This is a genomic window from Parafrankia sp. BMG5.11, assembly GCF_004337455.1.
In genome coordinates this window covers 245,052-257,848 of record NZ_SJXI01000018.1, presented here as the reverse complement: position 1 = coordinate 257,848, position 12,797 = coordinate 245,052, and the positions used below count along the sequence as shown (strand labels likewise).

Below are 12,797 nucleotides of genomic sequence, written 5' to 3'. Positions count from 1 at the left end.
GTCAGCTGGCGGAGCGGGAGGGATTCGAACCCTCGATACGCTTTTGGCGTATACTCACTTTCCAGGCGAGCGCCTTCGACCACTCGGCCACCGCTCCGCATGCTCTGGACAGAACGGCGCCCCTAGCCGCGCGCATCGGCCCTGACAAGCGTGGCGCGGCAGGCTAGGCCGGGCCGATGACGCGCATCTTTGCTTCTCCGCCCTCTCCGGTCGAATTCGAGCGCATCGCCCGCGCAGCGCTCGCGCGGCTGCCGGCGCCGTTTGCGGAGCACGTCGGCGATGTCGTGCTCAGCGTAGAGGAGTTCGCCGACGCGGAGACGCTCGCCCAATTGGGGATCGAAGACCCCTTCATGCTCACCGGACTGTTCGAAGGCATCGCCATGACCGAACAGTCGATCGAGATGAGCGGCCAGATGCCCAACCGGGTGCGCCTGTTCCGCGGCGCCATTCTCGACGAATGGATCGCGGAAGGCGAGGACCTCGAACACCTGATTTCGCACGTGGTGATTCATGAGATCGGCCACCACTTCGGCCTGAGCGACGAGGATATGCACGCACTGGAAGATGGAGCCGACTGAACCCTTTGCGTCCAGCAGGTCACGTGTCACAACCGCGGACATGAGAACGCTCTTCGCCACCTTCGCCCTGATAGCCGCCCCCGCCGGCGCGGCTGATGCCCCCGCGCTGTCACCGGGCGAGATCGTGGCGGCGGCGCCCGCCGCTGACTGGGTGCCGATCGCGCCCGCCGACCTGCTGGTGATGACGCTGGCGGCAGATGCGCGTGGCAAGCCGCGCCAAATCGTGATCCAGCTCATCGCCCCGCCCTTCAGCCAGCCGTGGACCGCGAACATTCGCACCTTGGCGAAGGCGCACTGGTGGGACGGTCTCGCGATCGTGCGGGCGCAGGACAATTACGTCGTCCAATGGGGCGACCCTGACGCGGAAGACGCGGCGAAGGCGCGGGAGCTGCCGGTTGAGTTAGTCCAGACCCTGGAAGAGGGCTATACCTTGCCCATAGAGAGCACGACGGTCGTCGACGGTCAGGCTTCAGGGATCGTGCAGCGGCCACAGCCCGACCTTCGTCTTGATACCGATGCCTACGCTCCCAAGGCCGGATTTCTCGCAGGATGGCCAATGGCACAATCGCCCACTCAGCCGGGCCGGTACTGGCCGGTTCATTGCTATGGCACCGTCGGCGTCGGCCGGAACCTGTCGCCTGACGCGGGCACGGGCGCGGAGCTTTACGCCGTCATTGGCCATGCGCCCCGCCATCTCGATCGCAATATCGCCGTCGTCGGCCGGGTGATCGAGGGTATCGAGCACCTCTCGACCCTGCCGCGCGGGACCGAGGCGCTCGGGTTTTACTCCACTCCTGAAGAGCGCACGCCGATCGCTTCGATCCGGCTGGCCAGCGACCTGCCGCAGGCAGAGCAGCCGCGCTTCGAATATCTTTCCACCCAGAGCGCCGCTTTCGCCCGGTACGCCCATGCCCGCGCGAACCGGAGCGACGAATTCTTCATCGCCCCGGCTGGCGGCGCGGATGTATGCAATATCCCGGTGCCAGTCCGGCAGACCCCCGCGAGTGGTTAAGCACGCAGCCCGAACACCTCTGCGCCTTTGTCCGATGCGACGCTGAACCACGGTTGATGCGCGAACACCCACGCCGCGTTCGGGTTGGTATACACCAGCCTGACGGTGCGTGGGTCCGAGCGAAAGGCGGCCTCAAGCCGGCGTGCAACCCGTTCCACCAGCGGGGCGTCGAACGGGTTGTTCATGTAGATCACGAGATCGGTCGCCGGGTAGGCGAAGGCTTCGGCATCCTGGAGCAGGCAGGTGATCCGGGGGTCGCCGGTCCGGGCGAGGTTGCGCTCGCAGATCTCGTAGAGTTCGTGCGCAAATTCGACGCCAACGATCGCTGCAAAGGGGTAGTCCGCCGCCATCAGCAGCGCCCGGCCCTTCCCGGCGCCGAGATCGACAAACGTGCAACCCTTAGGGTCGATGTCAAGCAAGCCGAGCGCGCGATGAAAATGACCGGGCACGGTTGCGATGTGGGCCACGCCAAGCGACGCATTGGGCGAAGGAATGGTCAGGCCGCCCAGGTTCTGCGTTCCGCCGGTATCGACCCCGCGCTCCGTGTCGAAGCGCAGATCCGCCTGCGCTTTGGCCTGACGATAGCGGCGTACCTCGCTTGACGTGATACCGAGCGCGATGCGCGCGTGCTTGACGATCCGGCGGATTGTGCCGGCCGCGCCCTCGCGGCGGAGAACCGCAGCGGTCCGCCGTGCGATCCACAACGGGCGGCTCATCGCCCGCCTAGCACGCCGCCGGGTCTTCCAAGACGCTGCATCAGTTCGATGCGATTGCCGAACGGATCGCAGATGTCGCCGCGGACGTAGCCTTCCAGCGGGCTACCCTCAACGAAGTTCACTCCGGCCGCGGCGAGATGAGCGCACGTGGCTGCGAGGTCTTCGACCAGCAGCGCCGGGTGTGCCTTGCGAGCCGGCACGAACGCCTCGTCCACTCCCAGGTGAAGCTCGACCCCGGGCGTATGGAACCAGCACCCGCCTCTGGCGGCAAGATCGGTCGGCTTGGGCCGCTCAACCAGGCCAAGCACTTCGCCATAGAACCGCCGCGCCGCGTCGTCCCCGTCCGCCGGCATCGCGAGTTGAACGTGATCGAGGCCGACGATCACCTCAAATTCGCTCAGCCTGCGCCACGGCGTCGCTGGCGCGCAGCGCGCTAACGATCCGTGTCAGGTGCGCCAGGTCCTGCACGTCGAGTTCAACCTCGTAGGTGGTGAACGGGGGGTCGGTTTGGGTCTGCTCCAGCGCGACGACATTGGCGTGGTTCTGCGCGTACAGGCCCGCCATCTCGGCCAGCGTGCCCGGACGGTCATACAGCGTCGCCCGCACGCGCCCCACCGCGCCGTGGCTGCGTTTGCCCCACGACAGGTCGATCCAGTCGGCGTCGATCCCGCTGGCAAGTTCCAGGCAATCGATCGTGTGGACCTCCACCGGTTCGCCCGACTTGCGCAAGCCGACGATCCGATCGCCCGGCACCGGGTGGCAGCATTCGGCCAGGCTGAACCCGACCCCGGGCGTGAGCCCGCGGATCGAGATGGCCCGTTCCTGCCGCGGCCATGGTTCCTGCAGTTCGACGCCGATGGTGCTGCCGGGCACCAGCGCTTCCATAACCTCGCGGTCGGGCAACTTGTTGGCGCCGATGATGTACATCAGCTCGTCCTCATCCTCGAGATCCAGCCGTTTGACCGCTTCGCGCAGCGCCTTCTTGCCGATCTTGACCGGCAGCCGCGCGGCGATCTCGTCGAACAGCTTGCGGCCCAGCGCGGCGACCTCGTCACGCTCCTTCAACCGTACCGCCCGGCGGATCGATGCGCGCGCCTTGCCGGTGGTGACAAAGCTGAGCCACGACAACTGCGGTTCGGCCGCCTTGCCCTTGATGATCTCCACCACGTCACCGTTGTTGAGCACCGTGCGCAGCGGCATGTGCCGCCCGTTGATCTTGGCGCCCACGGTCTGCGCGCCAAGATCGGTGTGCACCGCGAACGCGAAATCGACCGGCGTCGCGCCCTTTGGCAGCTGGAACAACGCGCCCTTGGGGGTGAAAGCGAAGATGCGGTCCTGGTAGATCGCCATCCGCGTATGCTCGAGCAGTTCCTCGGCATCGTGGCTGGCATCGACGATCTCGATCAGATCGCGCAACCAGCCGACCTGGCCATCGGGCTTGTCGCCCTGCTTGTACGCCCAGTGCGCGGCCAGGCCGAATTCGTTGGTCCGGTGCATCGCGCGGGTGCGCACCTGGACTTCCACCCGCATCGAGTTTTCATAGATGAGGCTGGTGTGCAGCGAGCGATAGCCGTTGGTCTTCGGCGTGGAGATATAGTCCTTGAAGCGCCCCGGAATGAACTGCCACGTCGTGTGCAGCACCCCCAGCGCGCGGTAACAATCGGCATCGCTTTCGGTGATGACCCGGAAAGCCATGATGTCCGTCACTTGTTCGAAATTGACGTGCCGTTCGGCCATCTTGCGCCAGATCGAATACGGGTGCTTTTCGCGGCCCGATACCTCGACCTTCAGCCCCGCTTCGGCCAGCGCCTGCTTGATCGCCAGCGCGATGGCATCCACCTGGCCGCCGTCGGCACTGCGGATCTGCGCCAGGCGGCCGGTGATGGTGGCGTAGGCTTCCGGCTCGATCTGTTCGAACGCGAGAAGCTGCATCTCACGCACGTATTCGTACATCCCCACCCGCTCGGCGAGGGGGGCGTAGATGTCCATCGTCTCGCGCGCGATGCGCTGGCGCTTTTCCGGCGACTTGATGAAATGGAGCGTCCGCATGTTGTGCAGCCGGTCGCCCAGCTTCACGAGCAGCACGCGAATGTCCTCGCTCATCGCGAGCAGGAACTTGCGCAGGTTTTCCGCCGCCCGCTCGTTCTCGGGCATCGCTTCGATCTTCGACAGCTTGGTGACGCCGTCGACCAGTTGCGCGACTTCGCTACCGAAATTGATCTCGATGTCGCCGATCGTCGCCAGCGTATCCTCGACCGTGTCGTGGAGCAGCGCGGTGATGATCGTTTCCTGATCGAGCTTCAGGTCGGTCATCAGGCCAGCCACCTCGACCGGATGGCTGAAGTACGGATCCCCACTCGCGCGCTTCTGCGTGCCGTGCTTCTGCACGGTATAGACATAGGCGCGGTTCAGCAGCGCCTCGTCGGCGTCCGGGTCGTATTCCTTGACCCGCTCTACCAGTTCGTATTGCCGCAGCATCTCGCACCCTGATGTGAGGAATGCGCGAACAGGAGCAAGCCTTTTCGTCGATGGGGGCCGCATGCTGGACGCGGCGCCCCCTGGAAAGAAGCTGGCTCAGTCCTTCTTGAGCACCAGCTTGTCGACCGTGCCCGTGGTGACAGCGTGATAACCCGGACGCGTTGTGGCGTAGATGCGGCGCGCCAGTGGCTGGCCCCACTCACCCTCTCCCATCAAGGTCTCGAACAACGGCGCGACGAACTTGCGGCGGCCGACCCGGGCCAGGAACTGCTCCGCCAGCGGGACGGCGGGTTCGTAGCGATTGGCGAGAGCCAGCTGGAGCCACGCGAACAGGACTTCGTCGTTACCCTCGTTCGAAAGGCCCAGCGCCTGGTCCAGCGCGCCAAGCTGGGCCGCAGTGCGCTCGCGCGGCAGCTTGGCCATGAACCGCAGACGCTCGGCCGTGGTCCACTTTGCCCAGGCGGCTTGCGGCACCCCGCCGCCGGTGCCGTAAGCCGCGGCGGCAGCATCGACCTCGGCGAACGCGGCGGGGTTCGGCCGCACCGCGTTGGCCGGCAGGCCCGGCTGGTAAATCCATTCGTCGAGCATCAGGCGGTGCGCCAGCGCAGGGTCGTTGCCGACAAGATTGGCCTTCATGTCAGCCAGAATCATCGCGCTGGTGGCGGGCTGGAACGCGTGGTTGTCGAACCATTGGCGCAGCCAGGCATCGAACCGGGGGCGGCCGACGATGGTTTCGACGGTCCGCATGAACACCGCGCCCTTGTCGTAGATCACTCCGCCCAGCCCGGCGTCGGGACCTGCGACGCTGTCGGGCAAATGCAGCGCGGTCTCCGGGTTGTCGGGACCGGCCTTGGCCAGCTCGCCCTCCATCTCGGCAAAGCTCAACGCCGCTTCCTGGCTGGCGCGGCGGGGACCGTACAGCGCCTCGATGATGCGGTTTTCGAAATAGCTGGTGACGCCTTCGTTCAGCCAGCTGTCGGACCAGTTGGCGTTGGTCACCAGGTTGCCCGACCACGAGTGCGCCAGTTCGTGTGCGATCAGGCCGTTGAGGCTGCGGTCGCCGGCGATGAAGGTCGGCGTCAGGAAGGTAAGTGTCGGGTTTTCCATCCCGCCATAGGGGAAGCTCGGCGGCAACACGATCATGTCGTAGCGGCCCCAGCGGTACGGTCCGTAAAGCTTCTCCGCAGCCACAACCATCTTCTCGGTATCGGCGGTCTCGTGGTGCGCCGCGGCCAGGGTGGCCGGTTCGGCCCACACCCCGGTGCGGGGGCCGATCTCGCGGAACGCGATGTCGCCTGCCGCGATCGCGATCAGATACGGCGCGACCGGCTTGTCCATTGCATAGGTGAACGCGCGGCGATCACCGAGGTCTTCCGTCTCGCCCTGCTTCAGGCCAGACATCACCACCGTCAACGGCTTGGGCGCGGTGATCCGCGCGCGCCAGGTCTGGCGGATGCCGGGGCTGTCCTGCGTCGGGATCCACGTGCGGTTGAGGATCGCCTGGCCCTGGCTGAACAGGAACGGCTGCGCCTTGCCCGCGGTCTGCTCAGGAGCAAGCCACTGCAGCGCCTCGGCGCCGGGGGCGGCGGTGTACTGGATGGCGATGCGTCGGCGCTCGGCTCCCGTTCCGATGGCGATGGTCAGCGGCGCGCCCCGGCCCTCGACCGACTGGCCTACGGTGAACGGCAGTTCCGCTCCGCCGGCATCGGTGACGCGGCTGATCTGCAAGCCGCGATCGTCCAGGACGACCTCGGTCGCGCCGGGCGCGGTGAGGAGATCGAGTGTCGCGGTGCCGCCCACCCTCTTGGCAGCGAAGTCGAGCGCGAGATCAAGATCGACGTGCGTGACCCGTGCGACTTCTGGCCGGGCATAGGTCGCCGTGTCGCGGGCGTCCGCACTGGTCAGGACCGGCGCCACCATGGTCTGGGGAGGCGCATCGGGGGTCATCGTCGTACACGCCGCGGTCGATGCGAGCAGCAGGAGGGCGGCAAGACTACGCATGAAATTCTCCGGATTATGTTGGTGCAGCCGCGGGTCATCGCGCGGCGGCGCAGTAAGTGGTCATCGCACGTGAGTGCGGTTCAGCTCCACACCGCCTCGGGCGGAAGACTCATCAGGATGGCATCGATGTTGCCGCCCGTCTTGAGGCCGAACAACGTACCGCGATCGTAGACGAGGTTGAACTCGGCGTAGCGCCCACGCCACTCCAGTTGCTGAAGCTTCTCCTGAGGGGTGAACTCAGCGCCCATACGGCGCCGGACGATGCGCGGGAACACGTCGAGAAATGCCCGTCCGACATCCTGGGTGAAAGCGAAGTGCCGCTCCCATGCGGCGTCGTCCGCGCAATCGAGGTGATCGTAGAAAATCCCGCCCACGCCGCGATGGACCCCGCGATGCGGGATATAGAAGTAATCGTCCGCCCACTTCTTGAACTGGTCGTAGTACGTGGGATTATGCCCGGCGCACGCGGCGCGGAACGCGGCGTGAAATTCCGCCGTGTCGTCATCATAGGGAAGCGGCGGGTTCAGGTCCGCCCCGCCCCCGAACCACGCCTTGCTGGTGGTCAGGAAACGGGTGTTCATGTGGACCGCCGGCACGTGGGGATTGGCCATGTGCGCGACCAGGCTGATCCCGGTGGCGGTGAAGCCCGGATCCTCTTCGCTCGCGCCGTTGATCGTGGCCGCGAAACCCGGCGCGAAGTTGCCGTGTACGGTGGACACGTTGACCCCGACCTTCTCGAACACCTGCCCTTTCATCACTCCGCGCGTGCCTCCACCGGGGGAATCGTTGCCCTCCTCCTCACGTGCCCAGGGCGTGTACTCGAACGAAGCGTCCGACCCGGCTTCGCGCTCGATCGCCTCGAACGCAGCGCAGATCTGGTCGCGCAAGTCTTCGAACCAGACTTTCGCGCGGGCGGTGTGGGGGGTCCAGTCAGTCATGCGCGACACCCTTGCCAAGCCGAATCGACTGGGGCAAGAGCGCGGCATGGTTCCCCTTTCGTTCGCCACCCTTGCCTTCGCCAACGAAGAATTCGCGATCACGCAGGGCCGCGCGCTCTACTGGCCGCGGGAACGGGCTTTGCTGGTGGCCGACCTCCACCTGGAAAAAGCCAGCTTCTTCGCGCGTCACGGCCAGATGCTGCCCCCTTACGACAGCCGCGAAACGCTGGAGCGGCTGGCGCTGGCGATCCGCGAAACCGGCGCGCGGCGGGTCTATACGCTGGGCGATAACTTCCACGATGCGCGCGGGGCATCCCGGCTGGAACCGCACGCCGCCGGCATGCTTGCCGCGCTGACTCGCGTCACCGACTGGGTCTGGATCACCGGCAATCACGATATCGACAAGGTCAGCGGCGCGGCGGAGGCAGCGGCGGGCGGCACGATGGCGGACGAACTCGTCATCGCCGGCCTGGTTCTGCGCCACCGCGCGAAAGCCGGCGAGACGCGGCCCGAACTGTCGGGCCACTACCATCCCCGGCTGCAGCTCACGGTTCGTTCGCGGCGCATTCGCCGGCCGTGCGCGGTCGTCAGCGCGGACGGACGCGGCTCTGGACGGATGATCCTGCCGGCCTTTGGCGCGCTCACCGGAGGCATGAATGCGGCCGATCCGGAGATCGTGAAGGTACTTCAGCCAGCGCGGACGATTGACGCGGTGGTGCCAGCCGGTGGCAAACTCGCCACATTCCCCCTGTGGCGTGCGGCGGCCTAGGCGCAGCCTCTTCCGTATCGGGCGATTCGCGCCTAAGTAGGGCGTCACTTTATTGGCATTTCAGGAGAACGCCCCATAGCTCGTCCCCCCCGGCGCATGCTGGCCCCGCCCGTCAAGAGCGGCCCGCGCTTTGATAATCTGATCCAGTCCGACAAGGTTCGCGTCATCGACGAAAACGGTGAGAACCTTGGCGTGATGTACACGCGCGAAGCGATGGAACAGGCCAACGAGATTGGCCTCAATCTGGTCGAGATCTCGCCGAACGCCGATCCGCCGGTCGCGAAGTTCCTCGACGTCGGCAAGCACCGTTACGAGGCGCAGAAAAAAGCCAACCAGGCGCGCAAGACTCAGAAGACGCAGGACATCAAAGAGATCAAGATGCGTCCGAACATCGACGATCACGATTACGATGTGAAAATGCGCAACGTGAAAAAGTTCATCGAGGAAGGCGACAAGGTCAAGATGACCCTGCGTTTCCGCGGACGTGAAATGGCACACCAGGAACTCGGCATGGACCTGTTGAAACGGGTGCAGGAAGACACCGCCGAGATCGCCAAGGTCGAAGCATACCCGCGCCTTGAAGGGCGCCAGATGCTCATGGTGATCTCTCCGAAGTAAGCTGACGAATGCCGGACCCGGCTTGCGCTTGGTTCGGCTTCGCTGCCCCCGAGGGAGCCGTGGCGTGAACAGATCCGTGGGCTGCGCGGTGGCCCTAGCAGCGTTGCTGCTAGCCGCATGCGAGCAGAAACACCCCGCGCCATCTGACGAGTTGCAGCCGATCGCCGCGGAAGAGCCTCCCCCGCCAAGGGGCGCCCAGCCCGCACAAACTGCCCCCGCACCGCCCTCTCCGGTCCCGCCCAATCCGGCCGTCTCGCCGGATGCCGTTCCCGGCGAGAACGATGGTCAGCCTGTCATCGCTCCTGCAACGCTCACCCTTGCTGCCGCGAGGTCGGAAACGGGCGCACGGGCCAACATCCTGGCGTGGGCGCGCGGGATCGAACTGCGCGAATTCGATCAGGCGTGGGCGCTGATGGGCGATGCGGCCAAGGCAGAGCTTTCGAAACAGCAGTTCAACGCACTGTTCCATCCGCTCCGCGACCTTGCCGTCACGGTGCCTGCCGGCCGGATGGAGGGAGCTGCAGGATCGACCTACTACACGGTGCCGGCAACGGTCACCGGCGCGCGTTCCGACGGCAGTCGAGCGACGCTGACAGGTGACGTGATCCTGCGCCGGGTCAACGACATCGACGGCGCGACGCGCGAACAGCTCGCCTGGAAGATCGTGTCGATGCGACTGTCCCCCGTCTGAGCGCGCCATGCTCCTGTGGTGGGCAGGTTGCCCTGCCGGGCCGTTGCGATAAAACAGCCCCGGGCATGGAGGGGCAAGACCGATGACAGCACGACGGATCGGCCTCGTCACCGGGGTGCTGGCATTCGTGCTCACCCTGTTGCTGCCGCCGCCCGCAGGTATGCCGGCCGAGGCATGGCTGGTCGCAGGCCTTGTCGTGTGGATGGCCGCCTGGTGGATGACCGAGGCGCTGCCGCTCACCGCCACCGCGCTGCTGCCATTCCTGGTGCTGCCGATGGCCGGGGTGATGAGCGCGAACGAGACCGCCAGCCAGTATTATTCCCCGATCCTGTTTCTCATCCTGGGCGGCGCGTTCATCGCGCTCGCCATCGAACGCACCGGGCTGCACGCACGGCTTGCGCAAGGTCTTTTGCGGGTCGTCGGGAACGGCGGCAGCCAGCATCGTCTGCTGTTCGCGTTCATGGCGGCTGCGGCCATCCTCAGTATGGTCATATCGAACACCTCGACCGCCCTGATCATGATGCCGATGGCACTCGCGGTGCTCGCCAGCGGAGGGTCGGAGGAAGTCACTCAGACCGGCCTGTCAGGGGCGCTGCCGATGGGGATCGCCTTCGCCGCCTCGATCGGCGGACTCGGCACGATCGTGGGATCGCCGACCAATGCCATCGCGGTCGGGCTGATCGCAGAGCTGACCGGCGTGCGCATCGGGTTCGCGCAATGGGCTTCGTTCGGGGTTCCGGTGGTGCTGATCGCGACACCGCTCGCGGCCTGGATAGTCGGCCGGGTGCACCGGGTAGCCGAGCACCCGTTCGACATCACCGGCGCCCGCGCAGCCATCCACACCGACCATAGCTGGACGGTGCCGGAGCGGCGGCTGCTTCCCCTGATCATGCTCGCGTTCGGACTGTGGATGACGCAACCGCTGCTTGAACCGCTCGTCCCTGCGGGCGCGCTGACCGATGGGACCATCGCGGTGTTCTGCGGGATGCTCCTGTTCGTGCTGCCCGACGGTACCGGGCGGCCGATGCTGACCTGGAGCGAGGCCGATCGCGCGCCATGGGGCGTCATCATGATGTTTGGCGGCGGACTGGCATTGGCCGCCGGGATGAGCGAATCGGGACTTGCGGCATGGCTCGGCCAGTCGCTGCTGGCGCTGAGCAGCGTGCCGCTCATCATCGTCGCGCTGGCGGTCGTCGCCCTGATGATCGCCATCACCGAATTCGCCAGCAACGTCGCGACCGCGAGCGCGATCATGCCGGTGGTGGCGAGCCTTGCGGTGGCGCTCGGCGCTGATCCCGTGCTTCTCGCGCTGCCGGCGGCTCTCGCAGCCAGTTGGGGCTTCATGCTGCCCGCCGGCACGGGGCCCAATGCGATCGCCTGGGCGACGGGACGGATCGCCCTGCCGCGTATGCTGGCCGCGGGCGCGGCGCTGGATGTCGCTGGTGTGTTCCTGCTGATCGGCGCGGTGTGGGGCGTGGCTGCGCTGGGGGCTTGAGCGCCAGCGGCCGATGGTTGCGGTTGAAATCATCGCCGCCGCACCGTAATCGCTCGCGCGACCGTCGAGCCGGCGGAGATGCGTCCTGCGGAGGTTAGGACGCGAGCGCCCCGGCCCCTCATTCTCGTGCTCCCGCCTCCCTGGGAGCGTTGGTCCTGAGGAAGCATCGCATGTCCGACCCTACCCCCACTCGCAAGCCCAAGGCGGCCGTCACCCGCATCGGCGACCACGAACTGAAGCCTTCCACCTTGATGATGGGTGCGGGATTCGATCCCGCGCTGTCCGAAGGCAGCCTGAAGCCGCCGATCTTCCTCACTAGCACCTTTGCGTTCGAGAACGCCGCCGCTGGCAAGCGCCACTTCGAAGGCATCACCGGCAAGCGACCCGGCGGCGCGGAAGGGCTGGTCTATTCCCGCTTCAACGGACCCAACCAGGAGATCCTCGAGGCGCGCCTGTCGATCTGGGATGGCGCGGAGGAGACGCTGTGCTTCTCAAGCGGCATGACCGCCATCTGTGTGCTGCTGCTGACGTTCTGCTCCGCGGGCGATGTCATCGTGCATTCGGGGCCTCTCTATGCCGCCAGTGAAGGGTTCGTGGCAAAGCACATGAGCCGGTTCGGCGTGACCTATGTCGATTTCCCCGCGGGTGCCGACCGCGCCGAACTGGACGCCGTCATGGCCAAGGCCAAGGCGCTGGCGGACAGCCAGGGCGGCAAGGTGGCGATGGTTTACCTCGAAAGCCCGGCCAACCCGACCAATGCGCTGGTCGATGTCGAGGCCGTGCGCGACGCGCGCGACGCGGCGCTGGGCACCGACTGCCCCATCGCGATCGACAACACGTTCCTGGGGCCGCTGTGGTCCCGTCCGCTCGATCACGGGGCCGACATCGTGGTCTACTCGCTGACGAAGTACGTCGGCGGTCATTCGGATCTCGTGGCCGGCAGCGTATCGGGGGCCAAGAAATGGCTCACCCCGGTGCGCATGTTGCGCAATACGATGGGCGGCATCGCCGATCCCAACACCGCCTGGATGCTCCTGCGCAGCCTGGAGACCGTAGAACTCAGGATGGACCGAGCGGGACAGAACGCAGCCAAGGTCTGCGCTTTCCTTGCCGGGCACCCCAAGGTGGAAAAGCTCGGTTACCTCGGCATGATCGACGATCCCCGCCAGCAGGACATCTTCGATCGCCATTGCATGGGCGCGGGCAGCACTTTCTCGGTGTTCATCCGGGGCGGCGAGGCGGAGTGTTTCCGTTTCCTGGACGCGCTGACGATCGCGAAACTCGCCGTCAGCCTGGGCGGGACCGAGACGCTTGCCAGCCACCCCGCCTCGATGACGCACCTGTCGGTTCCGGACGAGCGCAAGACCGCACTCGGCATCGCGGACAACCTGGTGCGGATCAGTATCGGCATCGAGGATCCCGAAGATCTGATTGCCGACTTCGCTCAGGCCCTCGACGCGGTCTGAGCGGGCGGCTCCCCGCCTTTCCGGAAACGTGCGGC

Annotated in this window: 12 protein-coding genes and 1 tRNA gene; 7 read left to right on the top strand and 6 right to left on the bottom strand. The window is 66.2% G+C overall.

From position 1 onward, the window contains the following. Nucleotides 1-6 precede the first annotated feature (6 nt). Nucleotides 7-97: transfer RNA gene (locus E0504_RS15630), tRNA-Ser, on the bottom strand. Nucleotides 98-176: 79 nt separating this feature from the next. On the opposite strand from E0504_RS15630, the gene E0504_RS15625 reads away from it, so the two are divergent. Then, a complete protein-coding gene (locus E0504_RS15625) occupies nt 177-578 on the top strand; it encodes a metallopeptidase family protein (RefSeq protein WP_131624975.1) in 402 nt (133 codons plus the stop codon). Nucleotides 579-618: 40 nt separating this feature from the next. Next, nucleotides 619-1,590: a peptidylprolyl isomerase gene (locus E0504_RS15620; protein ID WP_131624974.1), complete on the top strand. Its 972-nt coding sequence runs from the start codon at nt 619-621 to the stop codon at nt 1,588-1,590. On the opposite strand, the gene E0504_RS15615 is transcribed toward E0504_RS15620, so the two are convergent. The 5 genes from E0504_RS15615 to hemF form a co-directional block, all read right to left on the bottom strand. Then, nucleotides 1,587-2,306: a cyclopropane-fatty-acyl-phospholipid synthase family protein gene (locus tag E0504_RS15615; protein WP_131624973.1), complete on the bottom strand. Its 720-nt coding sequence runs from the start codon at nt 2,304-2,306 to the stop codon at nt 1,587-1,589. The two genes, E0504_RS15620 and E0504_RS15615, sit on opposite strands and share 4 nt — an antisense overlap. After that, nucleotides 2,303-2,692, bottom strand: a complete 390-nt coding sequence (locus E0504_RS15610) for a VOC family protein (protein ID WP_243657515.1) — start codon at nt 2,690-2,692, stop codon at nt 2,303-2,305. Before E0504_RS15610 ends, E0504_RS15615 begins: the two co-directional genes overlap by 4 nt. Nucleotide 2,693: 1 nt before the next feature. After that, a complete protein-coding gene (locus E0504_RS15605) occupies nt 2,694-4,784 on the bottom strand; it encodes a bifunctional (p)ppGpp synthetase/guanosine-3',5'-bis(diphosphate) 3'-pyrophosphohydrolase (protein WP_131624972.1) in 2,091 nt (696 codons plus the stop codon). A 96-nt stretch (nt 4,785-4,880) separates the two neighbouring features. Continuing rightward, nucleotides 4,881-6,731 carry a M1 family metallopeptidase gene (locus E0504_RS15600; RefSeq protein WP_207974428.1) on the bottom strand — a complete coding sequence of 617 codons (1,851 nt, stop codon included), beginning with the start codon at nt 6,729-6,731 and terminating at the stop codon, nt 4,881-4,883. A 134-nt stretch (nt 6,732-6,865) separates the two neighbouring features. Further along, the gene (gene hemF, locus E0504_RS15595; RefSeq protein WP_131624970.1) at nt 6,866-7,723 is read right to left on the bottom strand and encodes an oxygen-dependent coproporphyrinogen oxidase; all 858 of its coding nucleotides are present in this window, start codon (nt 7,721-7,723) and stop codon (nt 6,866-6,868) included. A 46-nt stretch (nt 7,724-7,769) separates the two neighbouring features. On the opposite strand from hemF, the gene pdeM reads away from it, so the two are divergent. From pdeM to E0504_RS15570, 5 genes are all read left to right on the top strand, one after another. Next, nucleotides 7,770-8,492 (top strand): ligase-associated DNA damage response endonuclease PdeM, encoded by a 723-nt coding sequence (gene pdeM, locus E0504_RS15590; protein ID WP_131625024.1) that lies wholly within the window; start codon nt 7,770-7,772, stop codon nt 8,490-8,492. A 96-nt stretch (nt 8,493-8,588) separates the two neighbouring features. Then, a complete protein-coding gene (gene infC, locus E0504_RS15585; RefSeq protein ID WP_131624969.1) occupies nt 8,589-9,110 on the top strand; it encodes a translation initiation factor IF-3 in 522 nt (173 codons plus the stop codon). A gap of 103 nt (nt 9,111-9,213) precedes the next feature. Then, nucleotides 9,214-9,801 (top strand): hypothetical protein, encoded by a 588-nt coding sequence (locus E0504_RS15580; protein WP_131624968.1) that lies wholly within the window; start codon nt 9,214-9,216, stop codon nt 9,799-9,801. 82 nt (nt 9,802-9,883) lie between these two features. Beyond that, a complete protein-coding gene (locus E0504_RS15575; RefSeq protein ID WP_131624967.1) occupies nt 9,884-11,296 on the top strand; it encodes a DASS family sodium-coupled anion symporter in 1,413 nt (470 codons plus the stop codon). A 170-nt stretch (nt 11,297-11,466) separates the two neighbouring features. Further along, the gene (locus E0504_RS15570; protein WP_131624966.1) at nt 11,467-12,762 is read left to right on the top strand and encodes a cystathionine gamma-synthase family protein; all 1,296 of its coding nucleotides are present in this window, start codon (nt 11,467-11,469) and stop codon (nt 12,760-12,762) included. Nucleotides 12,763-12,797: the final 35 nt, after the last annotated feature.

What these genes read in the sequence shown, in the direction of transcription:
- infC (WP_131624969.1), top strand. Translation starts at nt 8,589, where the DNA reads ATGCTGGCCCCGCCCGTCAAGAGCGGCCCGCGCTTTGATAATCTGATC.
- E0504_RS15605 (WP_131624972.1), bottom strand. Translation starts at nt 4,784, where the DNA reads ATGCTGCGGCAATACGAACTGGTAGAGCGGGTCAAGGAATACGACCCG.
- E0504_RS15615 (WP_131624973.1), bottom strand. Translation starts at nt 2,306, where the DNA reads ATGAGCCGCCCGTTGTGGATCGCACGGCGGACCGCTGCGGTTCTCCGC.
- E0504_RS15625 (WP_131624975.1), top strand. Translation starts at nt 177, where the DNA reads ATGACGCGCATCTTTGCTTCTCCGCCCTCTCCGGTCGAATTCGAGCGC.
- E0504_RS15620 (WP_131624974.1), top strand. Translation starts at nt 619, where the DNA reads ATGAGAACGCTCTTCGCCACCTTCGCCCTGATAGCCGCCCCCGCCGGC.
- E0504_RS15600 (WP_207974428.1), bottom strand. Translation starts at nt 6,731, where the DNA reads ATGACCCCCGATGCGCCTCCCCAGACCATGGTGGCGCCGGTCCTGACC.
- E0504_RS15570 (WP_131624966.1), top strand. Translation starts at nt 11,467, where the DNA reads ATGTCCGACCCTACCCCCACTCGCAAGCCCAAGGCGGCCGTCACCCGC.
- hemF (WP_131624970.1), bottom strand. Translation starts at nt 7,723, where the DNA reads ATGACTGACTGGACCCCCCACACCGCCCGCGCGAAAGTCTGGTTCGAA.
- E0504_RS15575 (WP_131624967.1), top strand. Translation starts at nt 9,884, where the DNA reads ATGACAGCACGACGGATCGGCCTCGTCACCGGGGTGCTGGCATTCGTG.
- pdeM (WP_131625024.1), top strand. Translation starts at nt 7,770, where the DNA reads ATGGTTCCCCTTTCGTTCGCCACCCTTGCCTTCGCCAACGAAGAATTC.